Annotated in this window: 29 protein-coding genes; 5 read left to right on the forward strand and 24 right to left on the reverse strand. The window is 47.3% G+C overall.

The window, feature by feature from the left end:
• Nucleotides 1-306 precede the first annotated feature (306 nt).
• Nucleotides 307-1,545 carry an EAL and HDOD domain-containing protein gene (locus RBH92_RS11365; RefSeq protein WP_307932156.1) on the forward strand — a complete coding sequence of 413 codons (1,239 nt, stop codon included), beginning with the start codon at nucleotides 307-309 and terminating at the stop codon, nucleotides 1,543-1,545.
• 27 nt (nucleotides 1,546-1,572) lie between these two features.
• Here RBH92_RS11365 and RBH92_RS11370 read toward each other — a convergent pair whose 3' ends face one another.
• Nucleotides 1,573-2,022: a DUF6174 domain-containing protein gene (locus RBH92_RS11370; protein WP_307932157.1), complete on the reverse strand. Its 450-nt coding sequence runs from the start codon at nucleotides 2,020-2,022 to the stop codon at nucleotides 1,573-1,575.
• Nucleotides 2,019-2,939 (reverse strand): CPBP family intramembrane glutamic endopeptidase, encoded by a 921-nt coding sequence (locus tag RBH92_RS11375; protein ID WP_307932158.1) that lies wholly within the window; start codon nucleotides 2,937-2,939, stop codon nucleotides 2,019-2,021. The genes RBH92_RS11370 and RBH92_RS11375 overlap by 4 nt, the downstream gene beginning before the upstream one ends.
• Before the next feature lie 195 nt (nucleotides 2,940-3,134).
• Between RBH92_RS11375 and RBH92_RS11380 the strand changes: the two genes are divergently transcribed.
• A complete protein-coding gene (locus RBH92_RS11380) occupies nucleotides 3,135-4,097 on the forward strand; it encodes a chemotaxis protein (RefSeq protein WP_307932159.1) in 963 nt (320 codons plus the stop codon).
• Between the two features lie 238 nt (nucleotides 4,098-4,335).
• Here the strand turns inward: RBH92_RS11380 and RBH92_RS11385 are convergent, their stop codons facing one another.
• The 13 genes from RBH92_RS11385 to bioB form a co-directional block, all read right to left on the reverse strand.
• The gene (locus RBH92_RS11385; RefSeq protein ID WP_307932160.1) at nucleotides 4,336-4,764 is read right to left on the reverse strand and encodes a TM2 domain-containing protein; all 429 of its coding nucleotides are present in this window, start codon (nucleotides 4,762-4,764) and stop codon (nucleotides 4,336-4,338) included.
• Nucleotides 4,761-4,973 (reverse strand): DUF4177 domain-containing protein, encoded by a 213-nt coding sequence (locus RBH92_RS11390; protein WP_307932161.1) that lies wholly within the window; start codon nucleotides 4,971-4,973, stop codon nucleotides 4,761-4,763. The genes RBH92_RS11385 and RBH92_RS11390 overlap by 4 nt, the downstream gene beginning before the upstream one ends.
• Nucleotides 4,974-5,110: 137 nt before the next feature.
• Nucleotides 5,111-5,692: a hypothetical protein gene (locus RBH92_RS11395; protein ID WP_307932162.1), complete on the reverse strand. Its 582-nt coding sequence runs from the start codon at nucleotides 5,690-5,692 to the stop codon at nucleotides 5,111-5,113.
• A 202-nt stretch (nucleotides 5,693-5,894) separates the two neighbouring features.
• Complete coding sequence (locus tag RBH92_RS11400; protein WP_307932163.1) at nucleotides 5,895-6,452, reverse strand: hypothetical protein; 558 nt, start codon at nucleotides 6,450-6,452, stop codon at nucleotides 5,895-5,897.
• Nucleotides 6,453-6,652: 200 nt separating this feature from the next.
• Complete coding sequence (locus RBH92_RS11405; RefSeq protein WP_307932164.1) at nucleotides 6,653-7,357, reverse strand: PEP-CTERM sorting domain-containing protein; 705 nt, start codon at nucleotides 7,355-7,357, stop codon at nucleotides 6,653-6,655.
• Between the two features lie 229 nt (nucleotides 7,358-7,586).
• Nucleotides 7,587-8,225 carry a hypothetical protein gene (locus tag RBH92_RS11410; RefSeq protein ID WP_307932165.1) on the reverse strand — a complete coding sequence of 213 codons (639 nt, stop codon included), beginning with the start codon at nucleotides 8,223-8,225 and terminating at the stop codon, nucleotides 7,587-7,589.
• A gap of 96 nt (nucleotides 8,226-8,321) precedes the next feature.
• Nucleotides 8,322-8,618 (reverse strand): DUF3175 domain-containing protein, encoded by a 297-nt coding sequence (locus RBH92_RS11415; RefSeq protein WP_307932166.1) that lies wholly within the window; start codon nucleotides 8,616-8,618, stop codon nucleotides 8,322-8,324.
• 77 nt (nucleotides 8,619-8,695) lie between these two features.
• Entirely contained in the window at nucleotides 8,696-9,259 is a 564-nt protein-coding gene (locus RBH92_RS11420; protein ID WP_307932167.1) for a PEP-CTERM sorting domain-containing protein, read from the reverse strand.
• A gap of 273 nt (nucleotides 9,260-9,532) precedes the next feature.
• Nucleotides 9,533-10,207, reverse strand: coding sequence for a dethiobiotin synthase (gene bioD, locus RBH92_RS11425; RefSeq protein ID WP_307932168.1), 675 nt, complete (start codon nucleotides 10,205-10,207; stop codon nucleotides 9,533-9,535).
• A gap of 1 nt (nucleotide 10,208) precedes the next feature.
• Nucleotides 10,209-11,087, reverse strand: coding sequence for a malonyl-ACP O-methyltransferase BioC (gene bioC / locus RBH92_RS11430; protein ID WP_307932169.1), 879 nt, complete (start codon nucleotides 11,085-11,087; stop codon nucleotides 10,209-10,211).
• Nucleotides 11,065-11,835 (reverse strand): pimeloyl-ACP methyl ester esterase BioH, encoded by a 771-nt coding sequence (bioH, locus tag RBH92_RS11435; protein ID WP_307932170.1) that lies wholly within the window; start codon nucleotides 11,833-11,835, stop codon nucleotides 11,065-11,067. The genes bioC and bioH overlap by 23 nt, the downstream gene beginning before the upstream one ends.
• A complete protein-coding gene (bioF, locus tag RBH92_RS11440; protein WP_307932171.1) occupies nucleotides 11,832-12,998 on the reverse strand; it encodes an 8-amino-7-oxononanoate synthase in 1,167 nt (388 codons plus the stop codon). Before bioF ends, bioH begins: the two co-directional genes overlap by 4 nt.
• Nucleotides 12,999-14,006 carry a biotin synthase BioB gene (gene bioB / locus RBH92_RS11445; RefSeq protein WP_307932172.1) on the reverse strand — a complete coding sequence of 336 codons (1,008 nt, stop codon included), beginning with the start codon at nucleotides 14,004-14,006 and terminating at the stop codon, nucleotides 12,999-13,001. It lies immediately after the preceding gene.
• A 208-nt stretch (nucleotides 14,007-14,214) separates the two neighbouring features.
• Here bioB and RBH92_RS11450 point away from each other — a divergent pair, with 208 nt between their 5' ends.
• Complete coding sequence (locus RBH92_RS11450) at nucleotides 14,215-14,829, forward strand: ComF family protein (protein WP_307932173.1); 615 nt, start codon at nucleotides 14,215-14,217, stop codon at nucleotides 14,827-14,829.
• A 19-nt stretch (nucleotides 14,830-14,848) separates the two neighbouring features.
• Nucleotides 14,849-15,313 (forward strand): tRNA (uridine(34)/cytosine(34)/5-carboxymethylaminomethyluridine(34)-2'-O)-methyltransferase TrmL, encoded by a 465-nt coding sequence (gene trmL, locus RBH92_RS11455; protein ID WP_307932174.1) that lies wholly within the window; start codon nucleotides 14,849-14,851, stop codon nucleotides 15,311-15,313.
• Nucleotides 15,314-15,320: 7 nt separating this feature from the next.
• Here the strand turns inward: trmL and RBH92_RS11460 are convergent, their stop codons facing one another.
• From RBH92_RS11460 to RBH92_RS11480, 5 genes are read right to left on the reverse strand one after another with little or no spacing between them, the layout of a single operon-like run.
• Nucleotides 15,321-17,432: a type IV pilus secretin PilQ gene (locus tag RBH92_RS11460; RefSeq protein ID WP_307932175.1), complete on the reverse strand. Its 2,112-nt coding sequence runs from the start codon at nucleotides 17,430-17,432 to the stop codon at nucleotides 15,321-15,323.
• A gap of 9 nt (nucleotides 17,433-17,441) precedes the next feature.
• Nucleotides 17,442-17,960: a pilus assembly protein PilP gene (locus RBH92_RS11465; RefSeq protein WP_307932176.1), complete on the reverse strand. Its 519-nt coding sequence runs from the start codon at nucleotides 17,958-17,960 to the stop codon at nucleotides 17,442-17,444.
• 3 nt (nucleotides 17,961-17,963) lie between these two features.
• Nucleotides 17,964-18,578: a type IV pilus inner membrane component PilO gene (locus RBH92_RS11470; RefSeq protein ID WP_292924390.1), complete on the reverse strand. Its 615-nt coding sequence runs from the start codon at nucleotides 18,576-18,578 to the stop codon at nucleotides 17,964-17,966.
• A gap of 9 nt (nucleotides 18,579-18,587) precedes the next feature.
• Nucleotides 18,588-19,172, reverse strand: a complete 585-nt coding sequence (locus RBH92_RS11475; RefSeq protein WP_307932177.1) for a PilN domain-containing protein — start codon at nucleotides 19,170-19,172, stop codon at nucleotides 18,588-18,590.
• Nucleotides 19,169-20,269 (reverse strand): pilus assembly protein PilM, encoded by a 1,101-nt coding sequence (locus RBH92_RS11480; RefSeq protein ID WP_307932178.1) that lies wholly within the window; start codon nucleotides 20,267-20,269, stop codon nucleotides 19,169-19,171. Before RBH92_RS11480 ends, RBH92_RS11475 begins: the two co-directional genes overlap by 4 nt.
• A gap of 228 nt (nucleotides 20,270-20,497) precedes the next feature.
• Here RBH92_RS11480 and RBH92_RS11485 point away from each other — a divergent pair, with 228 nt between their 5' ends.
• Nucleotides 20,498-22,819, forward strand: coding sequence for a penicillin-binding protein 1A (locus RBH92_RS11485; protein ID WP_307932179.1), 2,322 nt, complete (start codon nucleotides 20,498-20,500; stop codon nucleotides 22,817-22,819).
• Between the two features lie 6 nt (nucleotides 22,820-22,825).
• Here the strand turns inward: RBH92_RS11485 and hemB are convergent, their stop codons facing one another.
• The 4 genes from hemB to RBH92_RS11505 form a co-directional block, all read right to left on the reverse strand.
• Nucleotides 22,826-23,791 carry a porphobilinogen synthase gene (gene hemB, locus RBH92_RS11490; protein WP_374049936.1) on the reverse strand — a complete coding sequence of 322 codons (966 nt, stop codon included), beginning with the start codon at nucleotides 23,789-23,791 and terminating at the stop codon, nucleotides 22,826-22,828.
• Nucleotides 23,792-24,017: 226 nt separating this feature from the next.
• Nucleotides 24,018-24,614, reverse strand: a complete 597-nt coding sequence (yihA, locus tag RBH92_RS11495; RefSeq protein ID WP_307932181.1) for a ribosome biogenesis GTP-binding protein YihA/YsxC — start codon at nucleotides 24,612-24,614, stop codon at nucleotides 24,018-24,020.
• Between the two features lie 4 nt (nucleotides 24,615-24,618).
• Nucleotides 24,619-25,380: a type III pantothenate kinase gene (locus RBH92_RS11500; protein ID WP_307932182.1), complete on the reverse strand. Its 762-nt coding sequence runs from the start codon at nucleotides 25,378-25,380 to the stop codon at nucleotides 24,619-24,621.
• A gap of 13 nt (nucleotides 25,381-25,393) precedes the next feature.
• Entirely contained in the window at nucleotides 25,394-26,176 is a 783-nt protein-coding gene (locus tag RBH92_RS11505; RefSeq protein WP_307932183.1) for a biotin--[acetyl-CoA-carboxylase] ligase, read from the reverse strand.
• Nucleotides 26,177-26,227: the final 51 nt, after the last annotated feature.

The following is a 26,227-nucleotide window of genomic DNA, read 5'->3' on the forward strand; positions in this document are numbered from 1 at the left end:
CGGGTATGAGCACATACCCGTCGCCAATTATTACAATAACGTTACACAATTAATAGGAAACACCTGTAGTACTACAACTGTAGTAGTTAAATCTTGCTGCGCTTCAGGTTTACAGCAAACACATCGCAAAACTTGATGTCTTTTGCACACGCACCGGGCAATGGCCAAACTTGCCATTGATCCAGAAAAGCCCTTTTATTCCCGCTTTAGGCTTTCCTGCTCTTTACCGTATACTCCCCCAGGCTTCGGCAATATGTGTTTGATTTGGCATAAGTTACTGAAATACAGATGAATGCGGAGATTGCAATGGACAATTATTTTCTCGGGCGGCAACCCATTCTGGACCGGAATCAAAACTTGGTCGCATATGAATTATTGTTCCGCCAGGAACAAGCCCAGGAAGCAACGGTCGTTACCGATGACTTATCCGCATCGGCAAATGTTATCGTTAACGCCTATGGCCGCTTCGGTATCCAAAATGTACTAGGGCAACAACGGGGCTTCATCAATGCGGATCCCGGTTTGATCATGAGCAATATCATCAGCTTGCTGCCCTGTAAACATGTGGTTTTAGAGGTCAGAGTACCCGATCATATCACTGAAGATTTCTTGCGGCACTGCAACGAATTAAAGCAAAAAGGCTATCAATTCGCACTGGATAACATTGTTGCCATCGATAGCAAAATAGAGCAGCTGTTGCCGATCGTCAGCATCGTGAAAGTTGATGTATTGTCACTGGAAATAGATGCATTAGAGAAATTGGTAAACACTCTGAAACGCTGGCCCGTTCTGCTGTTGGCATTGAAAGTGGAAAGCCGCGAACAGGAAATGCGCTGCAAGCAGCTGGGATTTCAAATGTTTCAGGGATATTATTTCGCCAAACCCGAGGTTATGTCAGTCAAACGCGCGGACCCCGGAAAATTATCGCTGATGAAGTTGCTCACGCTGGTAACCGACAATCGCGATCACGATGAAATTGAACGGGAATTCAAACGCCAGCCAGGTTTAAGTTATCACCTCATGCGCATGGTCAATTCCGTAGCCGGGGATCTGCCGCGCAAAATCAATTCGATCAAACACGCCATCACATTGATGGGGCGCGAGCAATTATTGAAATGGATTCAACTATTGCTCTATACCTCCAATCCCGTGGAAGACATCGCGGTTAACCGGCGCATGCAAACCGCCGTCGAGCGCGGCAAGTTGATGGAATTAATCGCCGCCGCGGAACGTCCGCACGATAAAAATCATCAGGAGCGGGCTTTCATCGTAGGCATTCTATCTTTGCTTGACGAGTTGTTAGGCATCGACATGCAACAGATTGTGAACAAATTGGGGATCTCGGACGATATGCACCAAGCTTTGATGATGCGGGAAGGGCGTCTGGGCCAAGCGCTCAAATTGGTTGAAGGCGACGAGAGCGGCGATAATGCCGCCGTTGAATCGGCGCTCGCCGGATTAGGATTCTTGAGCTTGCGCGAATTTAACGGCATCAAATTGCGCGCTTCCGACTGGGCCAATCAAACGGGTGAAGTTGCCAATTAGCCGGAACCCGCCGATCGCACCTCAAAGTCAAGGTAAGCGCTCGAACCCGGAAACAATAAATCCCAATTCATCGTCCGCAGCGCCCTTTATGCGATCGATATTGATCCGTTCCGGGAAACCGTATACCGGATGGAATTTCACTGTAACCCGATCCGCCTTACCACTTTGGTGGGTTTGCAATATCGAGAATAGACGATCAATGGTCGCATGACGCTCAAAATATTCCGAGTGAACATCCGCCTTTGTGATGATGCCGCCATGCGCATCTTTCATCGATACCACCTGCCCGTCCAGAACTTCGATTCGTAGCGGCATGCGCCCCCTGAAAGGGCAATAGCAAACGATACGCAACTCGAACCGGTAATGCGGAATTTTGGCTTCTTGCCATCTGCGTTGTTGGTAATCGGAATGACTTTGCCCTGATGTTGCACATGCCATGATGGTAAAAGCCAGTATTAACCAAACTATCTTTTTCATTTCAACGTAAGATTCCCCAAAAAACCGCCAATTTCCATCATCCAGGCCACTCCCAAGTGCACGGCAAGGCCACCGGCGATCGATTGTGTCCGGTACGCGACAATGCCCAATATCAATCCGCCGAAGTAGGAAGAAATACATTCAAACAGTGGCTTACCAAAATGGATACTACAATAGAAAGCCGCCATCGGTAAAATCGCAGCCGCTCCAACGTAGCGGACAAAAGCAAAAATCAGAAACCCGCGAAAAAATAGCTCAATGGTCACAAAATCCAAGCCATAACTGATTTCATACAATAACTGAATAATGATCGGATGCTCCGTATGCGGCAATATGAAATCAATTTGCTTTAACCGCGGATAAGTATTGAGAAAATCCGGCTGCGTGCTGGCAAAAACGATCAGCGGCAGCATGAATCCCAGCATCAGCATATAAGGCCGCCATTGAACACCTTTCCATGTCATCCCCCAGAAACTCTGTTGCGCCGGTAAATGCATGGCCAAAATCAGCAATGGTATCAACACTACCAACAATCTAAACGGTAATGCCGTCACCGCCGCTACATAATCACCCCAAACGCCCGCCGCTAAATTTTCGAAGGGATTGGTAATACAAACTTTAAGCGCGAATAGCAGCGGAGCAAACATCAGCAAGCCCCAGAATACCGGCGTTAAAGCCCCCTGATTCATTCTTCGCACGATCACAAAACAGTAAGGAATCACAAAAGCGCAGTAGTACAACCCGCTCAACGCTGCAAATTGGTAATAGCGTGACCCCAAGCCGGCAATCATCTCGCGCTCGACCCCTAGTTGATAATTCAAAGTAACCAGAATCCCGATCCAGATGCTACAAAACAGCAACAACCGCTTATCAATCGTTAAAACATAATCCCGCAAATAATCGAGAAAGATGGTCATAGATAGAAATCAATCGAACGAGACATGGTATCAGCCGGGGTATATTGTTCGTAATAATTACAAAAGAAACAATGCAGTAATTCTTTGTTGAAGGGTGAAATAAGTAGCTTTCTTCTCTTTTTTCAAGCTTTTCCATCAGCAGCCGTAAGATACACTTCACATTCTAACCTACTCAACGATTGCGGAGACCTTGCCATGAGCACAGCTTTACACGAAATTGACGAACGCACAAACCTGACAGCTCACAATAAATTCGAATTATTGCTGTTTAGATTGGGAGAAGCTCCGGGTACCGACCACCGCGAATTATTCGGCATTAACGTCTTTAAAATACGCGAAATCCTGGTGATGCCAACCATCACCGCAGTTGCCAATGCTCCTCGATATGTCATGGGCGTCGCCAATATTCGTGGCCAGATCATTACCGTCATTGACTTACCCAAAGTCGTCGGTTGCACGCCGAAAAAAGGAACTTCCATTCTGCTGGTAACCGAATATGCCCGGTCAACACAAGCTTTTGCCGTTGAGGAAGTCAACGAGATCGCGCGTCTGGAATGGAATCAAGTCATCGCCGCGGATGGAAAAGGCGGCAACCTGGTAACCAGTATTGCCCGGCTCGACGGCGACAGGGAAGATTCGCGTTTAGCACAAGTGCTCGATGTCGAACAAATACTGCGCGATGTTCTACCCGATTCTTCCGGAAGTATGGAAATGGAAAACATCGACGTTAAGTTAACGATTCCGCCAGGGAAAGTAATACTGGCAGCCGACGATTCACCCCTTGCCCGCAGCATGATCGAGAACGGTCTCAAAGCAATGAATGCGCCTTTTGTAATGACCAAAACCGGATTGGAGGCTTGGACCAAGATACAATCGATAGCGGAAGCAGCGCACGCCGAAGGCAAAACTATCCAAGATAAAGTAGCGCTAGTACTCACCGATTTGGAAATGCCGGAAATGGATGGATTCACGCTGACGCGCAACATCAAGAATGATCAGCGCTTCAAATCGATTCCTGTGGTTATTCATTCGTCACTCACCGGCGAAGCCAATGAGAACCACGTCAAATCAGTCGGCGCGGATGCCTATGTCGCTAAGTTTGCCGCGAATGAAATGGCTTCAGCGATCCGGAATGTTTTAAACAAAGCACATGCCTGAAACTGAATAAAGCTTGGTTCTCCGAAAAGAGTTGAGTCTGTAAATAACAAACCCCGTCTACGAGACGGGGTTTGTTATTCCAAGGGAAATATCGTAAAAGCCGTTACACCCAGCGAAGCTGCGCTGGGACCCGGCTCAAATCGCTCATATACCTCATTAAATTGCGTTTTTTCACTGGATCGCACTTTATATAACTTTTGTTTGCGACTTTTACCAAAGCTTCCGTAAAACAAACGCACTAACTATCCGGCGACACTTCCGTCTGCGCGGCAACTTCCCTGTAGATCCGTTCCATCACGCCATTGTTGTAATCCTGCACCACAGTTTGCGACTGAAACAGCGCTTTCAGTTCAACCGCCGTAATGACAATCAGCAGCAATAACCCAGCTCCAAACAATGGTGTAAACAACATCACGAAACCAGTCAGAAAAATCCCAAGATTGATAAACCCGCGTACCCATTTTCCCAAATAAAAATGATGCAAACCGGCGATAAAAAGAAAGTTCAGCGTTGCATAAGTATCGGGATCTTTTAGCTGTTTCTCCGCCTCTCGGAAGAACCATAACCGTTTGTCATCCGGTAGTTCACGCACCATTTTGCGAATGCGCTCTTCATCTTGTTCGATGGCTTGCTTGTTTTTCATCCGCATAGCGCTTGAGATTGTCAACGTGCCAGCGTGATAATGACGGCTTCCCGCTTCCAGAACAATAAAAACCGTTTCTGTTCGACAAACTGAAACACCAGCGTCCAACCCTCGGCTGCTTCCTTGTTGAGTGTCGCTTCCAACCGCTTGATCGGTATACCCGATGCTCCGAGAAAAAGCGTTCCCAACCCGCCTTCCGTCACGTATAACACTTTGTATTCTTTATACGCCATTGCACATTTCCTTATTCACTTTATTCATTCGAGAAAAGTTTACCTTTAACAACCAATTGATATGAACAATGGTAGCAGCGAATCTGCTGTGTAGTACAACAGCCGTGAAAGCCCTTCGAGCAATCACGGTTGTCAGATTAGGCCAACAAAACCCGTCTGCGGTATGCAATCATCGCCATCATCAATACACAGAGTATCAGCATGACTGCAGGAAATAGTAATGTCGTTAATGTCAGATTCTCCAATGCCAACATGACCAGTGCATTCCGCAATGTAAACAATGCAAAAAACAACAAGGATTCCGAATAAGGGAATTGGTAGGCTTTTCTAACCGTTGGCCCGAACCCGGCGACATCGATAGCTGTCAGCAAAATCACCGCCCATAACGGATCGGATGTCCAGTACCACAACGGCAACGACAGCAGCGCCGCGATAAAAAACAACCAATCGGCGCGTGTAATAGTGACATCCGCGCGTTTGATAAACGCCAGATAAGCGATAAAAATAGTGATACTCGCCGAAACCCCGATCGGCCACGTTCCCGGTCCGCCATTATCTTCGAGCTGCGCCACAAAGATCAGCAATGTCGTCACACCCCAAATCACCCAGGAAAAAATATGCGGCCTGATCGAACCCCGGAAGATTTCCCGGATATAAGGAATGAACGCAGCCAAGGTAATCGCAATTGCGATGAGGCTGAATGTTTCTTTGTAGAACATGCTTTTCTGACACGCTGAAATTATTGAAAGCGATGTATGAGTATGCTGCTTTCAATTGGTTCAGTTCGAATGAAAATAACCTTCAAAAATACCGGATAGAAAAACTGCAGAGGATATTCAGCGGATACTTCTTTGTTGTTGCGATGGCCCCGGTTCTTGTTGTCTGATTCCGGTATTATCCGGATCCCGATGATTGTCCCTGTCAGGTATGTTCTTCATTTTCCGCCAATCCCAGCTTGCGCATCTCAACGAGAGACCACCCCAAGTTTTGTTTTTTCGCATTCTTGATGAAGCAATAAAATTGAACCACGGTAACACTCGCATCGACAGCAAACTCGGTATGCAATGCATCCGACTCACCCGGTTCAATCTCAAATTCACCGGAGTCCCAATGCCATTGCCGGGCGGCAATTAACGGCCATTCAACCTGGGTTTGATCCTGCAATAGCAGATCATAATTCTGAGCAATCCGTTCATTTACATCCGCAGGTAGTGGCAATACCTGCCGCAAGCGGATTTCCGCAAATCGCGAATACAACATCACTTCGCCGGTATTTTTTATCGTGACGGTGGCATGGATCAGCTTTTTACCGTGATCCAGCGCATATTGATCGTAGGCGATTTTCAGCTCTATTTGTGGGTAATTGAGCCGGTGCTTGATGAATAAAAAATAAGTCCAAATACCGCCGACAACGATGGCACCGGTTGTGGCAATCGATTGCAGAAAATCCGCATAATTCTTGAGTTCGATAACATCCACGCTGATGGTATTCCTTATCGACCAATCGTTAACAAGAAAGGTTAATGAAAGATTTGGCTTAGCAGATCGCGGATAACCCAGCACTTCATTGGAATAATGCTATTTTCCGGAAAATTAATCAAATGCTGCAATGAAAAGTAACGTAATGCGTGGAACATGGAAAATGTCACCGGAGAAACCCGGTGACATTCGTTTGAAAATTAAACGGCTTGATTTCTACGGCGAACCATGAATCCCAGCAATCCCAAACCAGCTAACAACATGCCGTAAGTGGCAGGTTCAGGTACCGGACTGATCGTGCCGCCGATAAAGAAAGTGTCCGTACCGCCATTAATTGCAGAAACGGCCGCTGCATTCAGTGGAATCGATACGATATTGCCATTGCTCGATGAACCAATCGCAATCGAAGCGTAAGAAACACCGGATGCCAGATCACCAAAAATTCCAAGACCGGAATCGGTTAAAGGGTTACCCGAAACATCGAACAAGGTATACACCAATGCAGCCGATTGGCTCAGAAAACCGCCATCCGCGCCGCCATTTTCACCGACCGCCGGTTGATACAAATTCAACACCGCGCTGGTAGCGCCGGTAATGCCATGAAGATCGAATGCAAAGTAGTTATTTGCATACGTGTCGCTTCCACTGCACGAATCGGATGAACCGCAGGTACCGACAATATAGTTTCCTAGAGCACCACCGAAATTATTATTACCAAATTCATCAACCCAGCCGCGATTGGTCGCAGTAAGCGTCGTGCTGCCGTTCAGCACCAGTTGTGCGCTGCCAATACCGTGCGTCCATGCAAAACTGTGATCGCTCAAACCGGCCGATGCAACTGACGGTAATGCCGCCAGTCCTGCAATACATACCGCTGTTCTAATCAATTTATTATTCGCAATCATTTTTCCCTCACAAAAGAAATATACCTAAAGATCAATTATCTGTTTATTTTAAAACTATTTCGCACAGAAATAGTAGCCCACAGTATATTTCGAAACCATAGGAGAGCACTACCTTTTTTATAGGATGGTTGTACTAATTTTTGCTGCACTAAACACACTACCAGGTGCTGGATACTCTCAGAATAAACACGTAAATACCGATATTTATCAAGATCAGCAAAACTTCTTTCTACTCCCAGATCACCATCTTGAAGCGTTCCTTGACGATACCGAAGTAATTGCACTTCCAATCGCTTTGCGCGAAGAAGTCGAGGTGATGCCACTGATCTTTCTGTTTCAGGATACGGGCAGCAGCATCGTCCCAGTCGATGGCGGCGAATCGTGGTTCCAGTTCCTGTTTGCGTGATTCGACTTCGGCATAATTGAAACCGTCGTATTCCCAGTGCAGCACTTCGAATACGTTGCCGTCGCGGTCGGCGTAGTCGATGCTGAAATCAAGCCCCCATTTCGGGCGGATACGGATAATCTTGTAGATCAGAGGATTGGCTTTCGCCCAACACTGCAATTGTTGCAGCGCCTCCCCGGCATACCCCTTGCGCTCGAACAGCAAGCTGTGATTCAACACCGCGCCCTCAACCCGATCCGGTTGCGTAAACCACGGCGCTTTCAATGCATGATGGTGCTCCCGGTGCGAATGCGCTTGCGTCCCGTTGGCTTCGGCATAACGCTGTTCGAGATCGGTCAGGTCGTAACCGTTCTGATCGAACAACGCCAGATCGCGCGCCAACGGAATGCTGGCAGTTTCCAGCGGCTGATCCCAATGGCTTTTAGGATTGAATTGGTGATCGGTTAAATCGAGATAACTCATGAATACTGACAATCTATCAATGAACAAACTATCGCGCGGAATCTACTGGAAGGCTTCGCGGCTGTCAAATACCAGTTAAAGCAAGCGATCAAGCAACTAACCGCCGTGACGCGGCTTTCCATACAATGCACGCAGCTCGTCCTTGGCTTTTTCCAATACTTCCCGCTGTTGCGCGGACAAATGCTTTCCCGCCCGGTTGATATAGAAATTCAGCATAGCCATCGCCGACGCGAACGGCTCCGCCTTGCGCCGCTCGCTGCTGTCGGCGGAATGCTTCAACGACAATGCGATCTTATAGGGATCGTTCCAGGTAAACACACCCGGTTCGAGATCAAGCGCATTACTGGTTTCGGTGACTTGATGAGACCAGTTTTTCAGGCTATTTTGAAACATAAACTATTATGCGGCATTACTAAAAAATAACCCCGTTACTATGAACGGGGTTATTCCAATTTGATTAGCTTGTTATTCTAGATATCTTGTTTTCTACGGCGCACAAAATAACCCATCAATCCTAATCCTCCCAATAACATGGCATAAGTTTCAGGCTCAGGCACGGCACCTATCGTGTTGGTAAATGAAAAACTTAAATCATTGTAGTCAAATGGTCCGTTAAAAAGATCTTCGAAACTGACCAGCGTTGTATTCGGAAGCCAGTCGGATTGTACGCGAGCATGCGCGTAACCATCGGGATTCAAACTACCCGGTCCGGTAAAGAAATCATAACCAGTATTATTGACATGCATGCGAAATAGCAATTCAGTTCCTGCAGCGAAAGTTCCCAAGCTTACTGAAGTGCCAACCGGAGTAGCATGATTATTAAAAATAAATGTAGAGTCCAAGTAAAGATCATTACTGAACGCAGCCGAATTACCTTCATAAGTTGCGATGATTTCTCCGCCAGTGGCGATTACTTTCAGTCCTTCCGTACCAGGCGCAGCAATTGGGAATGCATAGGCCGACAAGCTGATGCTACCAGTAATCAACAGAGCGGTAGTTAACCGTATAACCGTATGAGCGAGCGTATGTAACATAGTATTATTCCTTTTTATTATTGATCGAACCAATTTAGAAGCCAGCGGCAACAAATTGGCACCTCGGAGTATGAGAAAAACTTCAGAAAATAGTGAGACACTTCGTTCGTTTTGCTCCCAATGCATTCCTGTTATTGCAGATAGCTGGTGCCATCGGTTTTATATACTCCCGCCGCAACGGGTCAATCAAAATTTATCAAACCGGTTGCAAGCAGTTGTCAAGTATTCTCTTTTTTTCCGGTTGAATCAAGTACTGTTTAATTACTTTTTTAATCAATCTTTTAATTCTAGCTTGGTAAGGTTCAACAAGCCGGATTGCTGTTGACTACCTACCTCGTTGGTAAACGTCATCACCCCCAGCAACGAGCCCTCCAACCGCTGCTCCAACGTCGAAATATTCTCCTCCAACACTAGCATCTGCGAGTCGATGCAATTCGCCACCCAGCCTGCCAACGGCAAACCAGCAGCACGGATCGCTTGCGCGGTCAGTAAAGCGTGATTCAAACAACCCAGCCGCATGCCGACCACCAAGATTACCGGAAGATTTAACGCGCGCGCCAAGTCCGCGCCGGTTTGCCGTGCATTGAGTGGTGCCAGAAAACCGCCAGCGCCTTCGACGATGACAATATCCGCTTGACGGCTGAGCGACTGATAGGCATGTTGAATCATCGCGAGGTCGATTTCGACGCCTGCTTGCTGGGCGGCGATATGCGGGGAAATCGGGGGATGGAAAGCGTAAGGGTTGACGTATTCACGGTCAGCACGGATGTTGCTGGCGGCGATTAACTGTTCGACATCATACCACCGGCCATTTTCGCTGCCTGCCACCACCGGTTTCATACCCACGACTTTTCTACCTTGCGCGGTAAAAGTTCTGAGCAATGTGCAACTGACAGTGGTCTTGCCAACGCCAGTATCGGTGCCGGTAACAAAGTAACCTTGCCCCATATTAAGGCGGCAACCCCAATTGTCGCCGTGTTTCCGGCGTCAAAATCGAACGGGGATCGAAGGGTTTCCAAGCATGGCCGTATACCACTTCAAACGTAGCCGGCAGCTTGCCGTTGCGGCGCAGCGTTTCGTAAGCATCGAGCGCTTGCTGCCATTGGTTCTTGCCCATCAATCCTTGCCGCCGCCCCTGGATCACATTATGCGCGCCGATCGCCTTGAGGTCGCGCATCACGCTGATGACATCGTCGTACGTCAAGGTAATGTATTCCATGTCCATCACCGGCGTGGAAAAACGATTATTCAGCAGCAGATCGCCGATATCGTGCATGTCGGCAAAGCGGTTGACGTGCTGGTAGCCGTCGATACGTCCGAACGACTGGCGCAATTCCTTCAGCGTATCCGGGCCGAAGGTACTGAACATCAACAGCCCGTCGGCACGCAGAATGCGGTGCATTTCAGCGAAGGTATGCTGCAGGTCATTACACCATTGCAACGCCAGATTCGACCAGATCATGCCGACACTTTCGTTCTTGAACGGCAGTTGCTCGATATCGCCGCATACGTAGTCACCGCGCTGCTGCAACGGCAGCAAACGTTGCCACCAAGCGGTATTCGGACGCGCGTGCGTGAGCATGGTCCAGGCGATATCGACCGCGATCAACCGGCTTTTCGGGTAGCGTTTGGTCAATTGCTGCGTGCCGTATCCGGTGCCGCTGCCGGCATCGAGAATCACGTCCGGCTGGTATTTGATGTATTCCAGCCGTGCTAGCATGCGGTGGCTGATTTCGCGTTGCAATACCGCTGCTTGGTCGTAACTACCGGCGGCGCGTTCAAACGAGGCGCGCAACAGTTTTTTATCAAGAATTTGTTCTGAAATCATTGAGATGCGCTACAAATTGTTCGGGGTACGATAAAAACGGCGCATGGCCGCAGTGTTCAAACTTCACATATTGCGACTGCGGCAATTGCCGGTGCATCCAGTCGGCCGCCGCCGGGTTTGTAATCACATCATTGTCACCATGCATGATCAAAACCGGCTGACGGATATCACCGATACAGCCACGCAAATCGCTGTGCTGTAATATCTTCAATCCTTTCTCCAGCGCTGCCGGATCCGGCTCGGCGCGCTGAAAAAAACTTTTGCGCAGTTGCGGCAGAATTTTGCCCGCGTCACGGTCGCCGCTCATTTGCAGCGTCAGGAAACGATTGATCGTCGTGGAATAATTCAGTTTCAGGTTCTCCAGAAACAGTTGCAACAGTTTGCGATCCATACCGAATGTCCAGTCGTTCTGCCAAGCAAAACAAGGCGTCGTCGAAATCAAAATCAATTTCTCAATTCGCTCCGGCTGGCACAATGCCAATTGCATCGCTACCTGCCCGCCCAGCGACCAGCCGCCGAGCATACAATTTTGCGGCAGGATATCCGCAACGATCCCGGTCAGATGTTCGAGCGTTCCCGGTTCGCACATCGGACTCAGGCCATGCCCTGGCAGATCGACCAGATGCAAACGAAAGCGCTGCGCCAGCGAATCGCGCACACTGCCCCAAATGCCGCTGTGCATCGCCCAGCCGTGCAGCAGCACCAGATCGGAACCTTGCCCGGATGTTTCGATATGCAGCGCGGTCATGACGGTGTAGCCAGTTCGTGCAAAGCATCGATTAGCCGTGCGATGTCTTGCGGCTGATGCGCCGCGGACAATGAAATGCGTAAGCGCGCCGTCCCTTGCGGCACCGTCGGCGGACGGATCGCCGGAACCAGTATGCCGCGTTCCCGCAATACCTGGCTGACCCTCATCGCATCAACGCTAGCGCCGATCAGCAGCGGTTGAATCGGCGTATCGGACGGCAACAGTTTCCATGGCAACGCTTGCAAGCCTTGTTTAAGCTGCACAATATGCTGCGCCAATAATTCGCGCCGCCATTCGTCCTGTCCGATCAATTGCAAACTCGTCAACAGTGCATGCGACAACGACGGCGGTGTAGCAGTGGTGTAAATATAGCTGCGTGCCGACTGGATCAGGGTTTCGATCACGTCCGGCTGCGCCGCGACAAATGCGCCAAATACCCCAGCCGCCTTGCCAAGCGTAGCCATATAGACCACCCGTGGAGAATGGACGGCAGGCGCCGGTGGTAGATGCAGACTACCACGTCCTTGGCGTCCAAGCACACCGAAACCGTGCGCGTCATCCAGCAACAGCATGGCGTCGTAGCGCTCGCACAAAGCAATTAACTGCGGAATCGGCGCAATATCGCCTTCCATACTGAATACCGCATCGGAAATGATCAGCTTACGCCGCGCTTGGGTCGCCGCCAAGCGTTTCTCCAGTACCACCAGATTGAGATGCGGATACCGCACAAATTTAGCGCGCGACAACATTGCCGCATCGTTGAGTGACGCATGATTGAGCTTGTCGGCAAAAACGGCATCGTCGCGCCCGGCCAGCGCCGTCACCACGCCGGTATTCGCCATGTAACCGGTAGAAAACAGCAGCGCTTGCGGAAAACCGGTAAATGCAGCCGCCGCTTCTTCGAACTGATGATGCGCCGCCGAATGTCCATTGACCAGGTGCGACGCACCGGCGCCAACGCCGTAGCGCTGCGCACCTTCGCATACCGCTTGAATCAATGCCGGATGATTGGCCAGACCGAGATAATCGTTGCTGCTGAATGCCAGATAATCCCGCCCGCCGACCGTGACATGACTGGCTTGCGGACTGTCGACGATTTGCCTTATCCGCCGCAACCCCTGCTGCTCACGGACGCGTAGTTGCTCGGCCAGACCGGAAAACATTTACGACAGTGCGCGTAGTCCTAGCTTATCCAGCAATGCCCGGTCGCGATCGGTTTCCGGATTTCCGGTGGTCAATAACTTGTCACCATAGAAAATCGAATTGGCGCCTGCCAGAAAACACAATGCTTGCACCGCATCGGACATTTCCTGACGACCTGCGGATAACCGCACCATGGCTTTCGGCATGGTAATCCGGGCAGCCGCGATGGTGCGGACAAATTCCATCGGATCGAGCGCTGCGGTACCGTATAGCGGCGTGCCTTTTACTTGCACCAGATGATTGATCGGTACCGATTCCGGATACGGATTCATATTCGCCAGTTGCGCGATCAACCCGGCGCGCGATTCCCGCGTTTCCCCCATGCCGACAATGCCGCCGCAGCATACATTAATACCGGCATCGCGCACATCCTGCAAGGTATCCAGACGATCTTGATACTGCCGCGTGGTAATGATTTCCTCATAAAATTCCGGCGCAGTATCGAGATTGTGATTGTAGTAATCCAGACCGGCTTCGCCGAGTTGCTGCGCTTGCCCCGGCTTCAACAAACCCAGGGTTGCACAGGTTTCCATACCGAGTGATTTAACCGCACGGATCATTTCCGTCATCTTTTCAATATCACGCTGTTTCGGACCGCGCCAGGCAGCCCCCATGCAAAACCGCGATGCGCCTTTGGCTTTAGCTGCTGACGCCGCCGTGACGACTTCATCGACCGACAGCATCGCCTGATTTTCAACGCCGGTATGATAACGCGCCGCTTGCGGACAATAACCGCAGTCTTCGGGACAGCCACCGGTCTTGACCGAAATCAGTGTCGACAACTGCACGCCGTTTGGGTCGTGATGCTGCCGATGAACCGTCTGCGCTCGATAAAGCAGATCGTTGAACGGCATATCGAGCAGCGCTAATATTTCCCCGATGCTCCAGCGCAACATGCGTCCGGAATTGCCGGTTGTACCGCTTTGTTCGGTTTTCGTTTCGAGGTTTGACGATGTATCCAAATTCATATCCGTATACCTATTGAGCTAATTGAGTCCTGCAACAATCCCTGCGTTTGCCGATAGCTTAATGGATTAAACTACATTGGGCAGCCCATTTTACCATTGCCCATTTTTAAACGGCTGATTATATTTTGTGCAATTCCTGACTGAAACTCCTTGCATCCTTTGCGGTGTCCATACATCAGAGGATTTTTGCAAGCCTTGTCACGATCATTTGCCACGCTTACCGGCATATTACTGTCCGATTTGCCTTTGGCCGGCGCCGACCGGTGAAATTTGCGGCGCTTGTTTAAAAACTCCGCCGGCGTTTACCCGCACGATCGCGGCACTGCGTTATGACTTTCCTGCCGACGCATTGATCCAATCGTTGAAATATCAGAACAATCTAGCGATTGCACCGATCCTCGCCAACCTTCTGTTTGCTCGCTTGCAAACCATCGCCGCAAAACCGGATATCATTGTGCCGATGCCATTGCATCCAATCCGGCTGCGCGAACGCGGATTCAATCAGGCAATGGAAATCGGCCGGTATCTCGCACAGCAGATGAAGATTCCGCTATTACCCGATTGCTGCAGCCGCATCAAGCATACACCGCCGCAAACCGGATTACCGTGGAAAGCGCGGCAAAAAAATATCCGCAAAGCGTTTGGCTGTACAATCGACTTATCGGGCAAACATGTCGCAGTGCTTGACGATGTGATGACTTCAGGCGCTTCATTGAATGAACTGGCTGCCGTGTTACGTCAGCAGGGTGCTGCCGAGATCAGCAACTGGGTAATTGCCAGAACCCTGCCGGAATTGAATCAAACAACAATCCATACCATGTAATCATTGTGGTCCAACAAGCATGTTCAATATCGTTCTCCATCAACCTGAAATCCCGCCGAATACCGGCAATATCATTCGTCTGTGCGCCAACACCGGCATGCAATTGCATCTGGTCAAACCGCTCGGTTTCCCGCTCCAGGATAAGCAATTATTACGCGCCGGGCTGGATTATCATGAATTTGCATCCGTCAAGGTGCACGAAAACTGGAATGAATGTTGCCTGACACTACAGAATCACCGCACGTTTGCGATCACCACAAAAGGCACGCAGCGATACGACAAAATCGCTTTTCAGCCAGGGGATGTATTCGTGTTTGGTTCGGAAACCCGGGGACTGCCCGCGCCGGTCATGGAAACCTTTGCGGAACCGCATCGCATCCGCATACCGATGGTCGCTGCAAGCCGCAGCTTAAATTTATCCAATACAGTGGCAATCATCGCCTACGAAGCGTGGCGTCAAATCGGGTTTCCGGATGGAGATTAAAAACGGATTATTGCAAATTCAAGCTATCGCTCAAAATACGCGGCGTTACAAAAATCAGCAATTCGCGCTTGTCGTCCTGTTTTGAGGTATTTTTGAAAACATTACCTAGTACCGGAATATCACCCAGCATCGGCACTTTATTGACGACTTCATTCTCGGTCCGGTCAAAAATTCCACCGATCACGACCGTTCCGCCATTTTCAACCAGTACCTTGGTAGTCACTTGTTTGGTATTAATCGGTGGCGGCAAGAATTGATTGATCGGCACGCCGATCTTATCTTGATTAACATTTAGTTCCATGTCGATCTGGCCATTATGGGTAATCAGGGGCTTTACTTTTAATCTGAGCGTGGCATCCATGAAACGGATACTGGTGGCGCCGCTGCTGGTCGCTTGCTGATAGGGAACCCGGTCACCTTGTTCTATGATCGCTTCGATCCCATGCGCAGTCACGACACGCGGACTGGCAATCACTCTGCCTTTTCTGTCTGTTTCCAAGGCGGACAATTCGAGATTGATTAAGCGGCCATTGTTGATTTTCATCAGACTTAATCCCAGCGCGGCGGGACCGCCCAACAGTCCGGTTGCAGCGGCTGCGGGCAAATTCACATTCAGGTTATTCGCTCCTCCGGCCGCGCCGCCTCCGGCTAATGCACTGGATCCGGTCGCGCTGCCTGAAATACCAAGCCTTTGGTCCCCTAGGCCGGTGGCGTTCTGAATCCCGAAGCGAGCGCCTAAATTACGGCTGAAAGTTTCGATCGCTTCCACAATACGCGCTTCAATCATTACCTGTCTTTCAAAAACATCCAATCTCTGAATGCGTTTTCTGACTTCTTCGAGGCGGACTGGGATATCGGTAACGGTTATGGTATTACTGATCTCATCGATATTGATGGTGCCACGTTGACTGAGCATCCCTTCAAAGGACATTGAATTGACCCGGCGGTGATTCAAATGATAAATCTCCGAACGCAGCGGTTCCATTTCGGTGATTTGCATTTTAGCTTCAAGATCCAGCAGTTCCCGATCCGCCATCTCCTTGCGAGGCGCCACAAAAATCACGTTCCCGTTCTTACGTTTATCCAAATCGTGCGCTTGCAACACAATATCCAGCGCCTGATCCCACGGCACGTCTTTGAGGCGTAATGTCAGGTTGCCGCCGACCGAATCGCTGGCAATAATATTCAGATTGGTAAAATCGGCGATTACTTGCAGTACCGCTCGCACTTCCACATCCTGGAAATTCAGCGACAGCCTTTCACCGGTATACCCGCCATAGACGCGCTTCCTCTTGGCCTGTTCTTCTTCATCTTCCGATAATGCACGCACATCCAGCACAAAACGCGTTCCGGATTGCCGCGCGGAATGTTCCCAGCGCCCCCCGGCCTTTACCAGCATTCGAACGTTATCGCCTTTCTTGAACGTTTCAATGGTATGGATCGGTGTTGCAAAATCCATTACATCGTAGCGTCTGATCAAACTGGCGGGTAGTAGCGTATCAAAAAATTCGACGATAATATCTTCGCCTTGTTGCTGCACATCAACGCTCATTCCCGCTTTTGTCATGTCGACTTCAACGCGTCCTTCGCCATTGGGGCCTCTGCGAAAATCAATATCCTGCAAGCTATTCATCCGCTTATTTGGAGATTCTTCGGCAAAACGAACCACTGCGTTGCTTGCTGAATTTTCCGCCACGCTCACTAATCGGATGAATACGAGATTGTTTTCGGCGCGTATGTCATGGCGCATCAATCTCGCCAAGTTTAGTACCACGCGCGTCCGGTCACCTACTTGGATGATATTGGCACTACGCAGATCGCCTTCCGCAGCTTCCTGAACATTCTTGCCTAATTTGTTAGAAACATTATAGAAGTCAAAATAAATCCGGTGGGGATTGTCGAGCACCATACCGACAGGAAGATTTACTAAGGGTTTATCCAGCGTCAGTTTGGCAATGACTTCACCATTCAGAAACGTTGAAAGATCGATTGTTCGAATACTGTTCTGCGCTTCATCCGCCCTTGCGGATTGCACAGTCGTGATTAATGCTGATATACAGAGTATCCATACGGTTATTACTCCACCCAAGCTATAATTTCCGGTTAATGATAGCTTCATGACCTCATCCTAGTTTTTTAGCATCAGTACACTTGTTCTTTCAACCCATTCATTGACACCTTCTTGAACGATTTCTGATAGCTTTACTTCCGATTCTGAGATCTCATCAATTCTCCCAAAGTTTTGACCCAGGTGATTCCCGATTCTTACACGATGCAGTATGCCTTCCGGGGATTTAATCAACGCGAAAATCGAATTATGTTGTTGCAACGAACCAACCATTGCCAGACTTTCAAGCGGATAAGCCTCCAATACTTCTTTGCGGCGATTCAGATCAGGCTGGATATCGCTCATGCTTGCAAACGCTTGATCATTTTGGCGGGGAGCGAAAGGATTGGGCGCGTCAAATGCCATATAAGTAAAAGGTTTATAGGACTTAACTTCCGGCAATGGATCAATTTGTCCATGTAACCCCTCGCCCGAACTATGGATAAACACTTCAAGATCACTATAGTCATTTTGCTGACACGCAGTAAGTAGAAATTGAATCGCCGCGAGCAATACTAGCAGGAATGTGTTTTTTAGCATAATTTATCTACCTTCGGCTTGCTTTACCAGTTCCCCTTCGTCCAGATAACGATAGGTTTTTGCAACAGCATCCAGAACCAGTTTACCGTCATTCCCAGGTTTGACATTGATATCATTGAGCGTCACGATACGTGATAGATGTGCTATATCGCTGGCAAAAGCGCCTATCGCGTGATAATCGCCGGTTACACGAATCGCAACGGGAAGCTCCGCATAAAATGCATTGATCGTTTCCTGCGTCGCGGGTTTAAATAATTCGAATTGCAACCCTCGGCCCAAACCGGCTTGATTAATATCGATGAGCAACGCTTCCATCTCCGATTTATCCGGAAGCTGGCGCAATAAGGTTCCCAGCGATTTCTCAATGTCTTGCAATTGTTCACGCATCGCCGGTAAATTTACAGCGCTGCGTTTTTTAATCAGATAGGTATTTTTCAAAGTTTCTTCTTCCGCTTGAATTCTTTCAAGCGTCTCAAATTCGTCTTGCCAGATAAGGAAATGACCTGCAGCGATGATCCCAATCAATAAAATTATCAACGCTACGACTTTGAAGGCTACCGGCCAATCTCCAGCTCGATTGATATCAAGCTGGCGCAGTTCCATGAGAAGATTTTCCATGATCTTTACTTACCCGGCTGTATTTTGAGAAGGCTTCTGAATATCATCCATCGTGGTGCGCCGAAGTTGAATTTTCATGTTGAACTCGTTTTGACGCACATTATCTTGAGTCATGGCCTTAATCTCGATCAGCAGCGGCGATGTCAGCCACGGCGAGGATTCCAGGTTACGCATCAATGCTGATACGCGCGCATTCGATTGCGCGTAACCCATCAAAGTGATGTCATGATCATTTTGCTGAACACTTTGCAAATACACACCATCCGGTAATAGCCTGGCCAATTGATCCAATAAATGAACCACTTCGGAACGGCTATTCTGTAATGTCTCAACCACTTGCTTACGCGACAGCAATTCTTGCGTCTGCGTTTTGATATTTCTTATTTCCGCGATTTCTTGATCCAAGAGCGCAATTTGATCGTTCAAAAATTGGTTGCGGCCATTTTGATATTCGATTTCACCCGCGATCATCGAATACACACCCCAGACGATCATAATCCCGAACACGCTCACCAATCCCGCCGATACCGCAATTTGTTGCTGCCTGGCTTTACGTTTCAGCTCGCGATGAGGGAGTAAATTAATACGAATCATGATGGATCAAAACTGCGTAAAGCCAAACCGCAGGCAACCAATAGAGAGGGTGCATCGAGATTGAGCTGGCGTGGAATGATCCGGCTGGATAACTCCATTGTTGAAAAAGGATTGACTATTAACGTGCTTACCTGAGTACGCGTCGAAATGATTGCATCCAGGCCAGGAATTACTGCGCTGCCGCCGGCTAAAAAAATATAATTAACTTCGGTATATTGCGTTGATGTAAAAAAGAATTGAATGGCGCGCATCACCTCGATCGCCAGCGTCTCGCAGAAAGGTTGCAAAACTTCCGCATTGTAGTTCTCCGGTAAGCCGCCGCTACGTTTAGCCGCTTCGGATGCTTCCAGCGAGAGATTAAACTGATTATGAATTTCCTGAGTTAGTTGATTGCCGCCGAACGGTTGATCCCTTGTATATAACGATTCACCGTTGAGCAGCACATTTATTTTCATGACCGTTGCACCGATATCGACTAATGCAATTATTTGGTCTTTTCCACTCCCGGGTAATTGGTTCAACGTCAATTCAAATGCTGCTTGCGCTGCGTAGGGTTCAACATCCACCACGACGGTTTTAAGACCGGCAGCCTGTGCTGTCGCCACACGGTCCTCGACTTTCTCTTTTCGCGATGCCGCAATCAGAACTTCAACTTCTTCCGGATTATCAGGAACAGCCCTCGTTACTTGAAAATCAAGATCAACTTCATTTAATGGAAAGGGAATATATTGACTGGCTTCGTTCTCGACCTGAAACACCAAGTCGTCTTCCCGTTGCCCCGCAGGGACGATAATTTTTTTGGTAATCACATCGGTTGCGGGGAGTGCAAGCGCCACATTTTTTTGCCTTGTTCCCATGCGCTTCCAGCCCCGTTGCAAGCTTTCGCTGACCGCTTCCATATTGACGATCTCACCGTCAAGCATGGCATCAGCCGGTAATGATTCTATCGCATACCGTTCAATTCGATAGTTCTGACTGCTACCTATTCGGGACAATTCGACTAGTTTTACTGCAGAAGAACTTATATCCACGCCAATCAATGCCGGAGGCTTAATCTTCAGGAAGTCAAAATTGATGTCAAAATTTCCCTTGAACATTGGTCTATTTGCGGCGATACTTCAGAAATATCATATTAATAATATTGTTGAATTGATGTGAACTCTTTGCAAGAATTCATTGAATTTATTCAGTATACTAAATAAGTATGCTAAATCACAAAATTTTGATTCTGCCAGAGTTCTGGAAATTTTATTTAAAGAAAAGCGGTCGATATACCCCCTATAACTTTTCACTCCCACAAACCTACCATTAATCAATCGTAATTCATGTTCTCCCGTTGGTTGTTTTATCTTTTTGTAACGGTTTCCGCTACAGGATTCATTGGCATTCTGCTAGCCGGTTTTGCAGCACTGGTCATTTATTCCAATTTGCCTTCTTTGGAAACACTGACGGATTATCGCCCGAAAATTCCGTTGCGCATTTATAGCGATGAAGGCTTATTGATCGGAGAATTCGGCGCTGAGCGCCGAAACGTAGTGAGCATCGCCGAAGTTCCCCCGCATCTCAAGCAAGCTATTCTGGCTGCCGAAGATGATCGCTTTTATGAACATGGCGGGGTCGACTACCTCGGTGTACTTAGAGCCGCTTACTCTAATTTCACTTCGGGCGCTGTTCGTCAGGGCGCCAGCACCATTACAATGCAAGTAGCCCGCAATTTTTTTCTGACCAGAGAGAAAACTTTTACGAGAAAGCTCAGTGAAGCGTTACTGGCATTTAAAATTGAACATAATCTCACCAAGGATAAAATACTCGAACTCTATATCAACCAGATTTATCTTGGGCAACGCAGTTATGGTTTTGCAGCAGCTGCGCAAACCTACTTCGGCAAGTCCCTACAAGAAATCAATATTGCCGAAGCGGCTATGTTAGCGGGATTGCCCAAGGCGCCTTCCGGATATAATCCCATCAGCAATCCAAAGCGCGCTAAAAGCAGGCAATTATATGTATTGGGCCGTTTACACAAGCTAAATCACATATCCAGCCAGGAACTCAGTGAATTAGAAAAACAACCCATTTCCGTGAAAAAGCAAACGGCGATATTTGCGATGCCGGCGGATTACGTCGCTGAAATGGTTCGTCAAGTGATTTATGATCGTTATCAGGAAGATGCCTACAATAAAGGCATTAAGGTATATACAACCATTCGCAAGCTCGATCAGGAAGCTGCCTATCAGGCTTTACGGAAAAATGTGCTTGAATACGACAGGCGCCGAGGCTATCGCGGCCCGGAAGCTTATATCGACTTACTCAAGAACGGGGCGAATCAGGAAAAAACACTGGATGATGCCTTGGACGAAGTCAGTGACAGCGATAATATATTTGCAGCCATCGTTCTATCCGCCAAACCTAATGCCGTTCAAGCTTATCGAAAAGGCGGTGAAATTGTTGAGATAACCGGGGAAGGTCTAAAATTTGCACAAAAGTTTCTTAGCGATAGAAAAGAGCCTGGAAAAAAATATATTGTTCCCGGCGCTCTGATCCGTATCCAAAAAGAAAATAATCTATGGCACATCGTACAGCTTCCGGAAGTTGAAGCAGCACTCGTCTCGTTGGATCCAAACGATGGCGCCATCCGCGCTTTAATAGGCGGTTTCGATTTCCAGAAAAATCAATTTAATCATGTAACACAGGCTTGGCGGCAACCCGGTTCCAGCTTTAAACCTTTCATTTATTCCGCAGCTTTGGAAAAAGGATTTACTCCCGCCACGATTATAAATGATGCACCACTGTCTTTCAATGCTACCCAAACAGGGAGCAAGCCTTGGGAACCCAGGAATTTTGATGGAAAATTTGACGGCCCCATGCGCTTGCGTACCGCATTAGTCAAATCAAAAAATCTGATATCCATCCGGATCCTTCAGGCCATCGGCATTCACTATGCACAAGATTACATTACGCGATTCGGTTTCGATGCAACACGCCACCCGCCCTATTTACCGATGGCTCTGGGGTCTGGTTCAGTGACTCCCATGCAGATGGCGGTAGGTTATGCTGTGTTTGCAAATGGCGGTTTTCGTGTCGCTCCCTATTTCATAAAAAGAATTGAGGATGAAAAAGGTAACGCACTTGAGCAATTCCAGCCAATCACCGTCACTGCGGGTGCCAAACGAGTCATTGATCCACGCAATGCATTTATCATGACGAACATGATGCAAGATGTTATTAATTATGGTACGGCCGTCAGAGCCAAGCAACTGGGACGCACTGATTTAGCCGGCAAGACGGGTACTACCAGTAATTTCGTAGACGCATGGTTTTGCGGCTTTCAAAAAGACTTGGTTACCATCGCATGGACGGGTTACGACGAACCTAGATCATTGGGCAATAACGAAACCGGCGGACGTGTAGCTCTGCCCATTTGGATGGATTATATGGGACCGGTCCTGAAAGGTATTCCAGTCGCGGAATACAAACCGCCGAATGCTGTCACAATTGCAAAAATAAATTCAAATTCAGGATTTAGAGATCCGTCGGGAGATATTTCTGAGTTCTTCTTTAGTGAGCAGCTACCGCCGATGTCTGATATTTCAGTTGTTGAAGATCACGCGCCTTCAACAATCAGAGATTTAAGAGATCAATTATTCTAAAATTTATTAGGTGTTCTTTTTTAACCAATTAGCAGCTTCTACAGCATAGTAGGTAAGAATTCCATCTGCACCAGCTCTCTTGAAGCAAAGTAAGGATTCCAGAACACAGGCTTCCTCACTGAGCCATCCATTCATGGCAGCTGCTTTCAACATGGCATATTCTCCACTTACCTGGTATACAAATGTGGGTACACCAAACTGATCCTTTACGCGTCGTACAATATCCAAATAAGGCAACCCCGGTTTAATCATAACCATGTCTGCGCCTTCATTCAGGTCTAACCCAACTTCCCAGAGCGCTTCGTCGGAATTTGCGGGATCCATCTGATAAGTATATTTGTTGCCTGAACCAAGATTTGTTGCGGACCCGACAGCATCGCGGAATGGTCCATAATAATTGGAAGCATATTTCGCTGAATATGCAAGGATCCGTGTAAGAATATGATTCTCGCTATCCAAACGGCTTCTTATCGCTGAAACACGTCCATCCATCATATCGGATGGCGCCACTATATCAGCACCTGCCTGAGCATGAGCTAATGCCTGCTGGCAAAGAACCTCTACGGTCTCATCATTTAATACATATCCGCTCTGATCAATTAACCCGTCTTGACCATGGCTTGTATAAGGATCCAGCGCAATATCCGTAATAACACCAAGTTCTGGAAAATTTTTTTTCAGTTGCCTGACAGTTCTTGATACCAATCCTTCAGGATTAGATGCCTCACTCGCTGACAGATTCTTAAGCTCGGCATCAATTACCGGAAAAATCGCTAGTGCGGGGATTCCCAATTTCAAGCAGTTCTCTGCCTGACTCAAGAGTAAATCAATACTTTGCCTAACGACGCCCGGCATTGATCTCACATTCTCGGTTCGCTTTTTTCCATCCAAGACGAAAACAGGATAGATCAAATCATTTACATTAATATGGTTTTCTTGCATCAGCCGCCGAGAAAACTCATCGCGACGCATCCGTCGCATTCTTCTTTGTGGAAATTTGGTACTCAGAAACATAATAATCAGAAAATAAGAATAATTCTAAGAACAGGGAACTAATTCTATCATTTTGTTCTCTTATTTACGGACAATCTTGATCGTCCCCCTGTCTTTCCTCCCTGAGACAGGGCCTTAAGTGATATTAAGGCGGTTCCCCCGGTTTTATTCCCCTTTAACCGGGGTTTTTTTAAGAAGTAACAAGCTACTTGTCATCAAGCCATCCACTTATCACTGCGGATGCAGTGTCTACCCCGAGGGATGATTGGCTCGAAAATAATTGAACGCTACAATTTGAATAAGTGGTACTGAGAATCATATCTACCTCTCGCAAGGTATTATTTGCCTGTTGCTTGCTTAGCTTGTCAGCCTTCGTTAACAAGACATGGATGGCTTTTCCTGTTGGAGAAAACCAATTCAACATTTTTATATCCAATTCTTTAAGAGGATGGCGGATATCCATGATTAATACCAAGCCTTTAAGGGCTTGACGAGTTTGTAAATAACTTTCTAAAACGCTTTGCCAATGGCGTATCACCGAAGCTGGAACTTTCGCATAACCGTATCCAGGCAAGTCGACCAGAAATTTTCCTGCACTTATTTGAAAAAAATTGATATGCTGTGTTCTCCCGGGTGTTTTACTCACAAAAGCCAAGCGATTCTGGTTTGTTAAAGTATTAATCACGCTCGATTTACCCGCATTTGATCGTCCAGCGAATGCTATTTCAATGCTTGTGGATGAAGGCAAATCCCGCTCTTCGTAGGCAGAAGTAAAAAAAAATGCTCGGTGAAACTGGGACATATGATCAGTTTTTGCTTAGATTATTTCGGTCGTCTAATATTGCATTATTTGCGATAATGACGAGTCCTTCCAGCACCAGATTATCTATGATTTCATAAGGAATTTTAATAAAAGGCGCAAGTTCGATACAACCACCGCCGCTTATGAAACATTTTAAATTAGGTGTTTTAAGCTGTTCAGACATCGAACAATATAAACGCTCAATCGCGCCCAATACACAGTGCATCAAACCACTTTGCACTGCATCATCTGTAGATTGAGGGAAATTTTTGAAGGAGCCGATTTGTAAATTTTTTATTTGCGTTTTCGACTGCAAACAGTCTCGCATCAAATTTATACTGGGAAAAATGATGCCACCTAAAAATACTCCTGAATTAGAAAGTGCATCAATGGTCACCGCAGTGCCAATATTCACAACCATACAGGCTTGGTGATGAATATTCCAGGCTGCTACAAGAGCAGCCCAACGATCACACCCCAATTGCTCGGGATTGTGATAACCATTTGATACTCCACATTGAGATGCACAAGCACTTATCCAATAAGGTTTTACAGGCCATAGCGAAAAAATTGCATCAATATCATTTTTCAAATTGTCAGTCGCCACGTGAGAAATGACAATTTGTGAAGGTGCCGGAAGCTTCTTAAAAGAATCTAGCAAAAGAGAAATTTCAGTATTCGATATTTTTCCTTTTGCAAACCAGAGACCGTCATTACTAAGGCCCCATTTAAAGAAAGTATTTCCAGAATCGATGGCTAAAATCATTATCAATAACAAATTAGATTGATGATTTAAGTCTTACAGAAATATCACCAATATAAAATGTTCGTCTACCAATGGAAGTGATCAAGTTGAGAGCACCAGAATCACTGATTCCGTCAACAGTTCCATCAATTGTTTCACCATTTGCGAGCACTAGTGTAACCGGATAGCCTTCATAAGCATGACAACCGATCCATTCAGCTCTGAAGTGTTGAAATCCGAATGCTTCGTAATCTTCAAGTATATTTCGTAACTCTGATAGCAATATACCGAGAACATAATTACGATTTATATGGTAGCCTGTGATTTCGAATAAATCAGTTGACTGTTGGTCAAGAATTCTTTTAATTGATTCAGCCAGATGAAAATTTATTCCAATACCGATTACAGCATAGGTTTGATCATTTATTGTCCGCTTAATATCAATTAATACTCCCGCAAGCTTTTTTTGCTGAAACAAAACATCATTCGGCCATTTGAGCTTAAAATCGACAGTAAAAAGCGATTTGAGTGTCCTGATTATCGCAAGTCCAATTACTAGGCTTAGGCCTGATAATTTGGCAACGTCTTTTGTGAAAGATTTTAAAACAGAAAATGTTAAGCAATTACCAGGATCAGCATGCCAAACCCGCCCCTGCCTACCTCTTCCATTACTTTGAAATTCAGCGACAACGACACTTAGTGCGTTATCATCAAATGCTAATTGCGATAAGTTACGTAAAATCCAATTATTGGTAGAATCAATTTCATCTAGAACACTTAACCGAATATATTCGGACAGCCTTGGGCAGGTATTCAAAATTTCATGATGATTTAATTTATTAATGTCGCCTAAACTATTCGCATTAGT

This window comes from Nitrosomonas sp. sh817 (assembly GCF_030908545.1).
Lineage (GTDB): Bacteria > Pseudomonadota > Gammaproteobacteria > Burkholderiales > Nitrosomonadaceae > Nitrosomonas.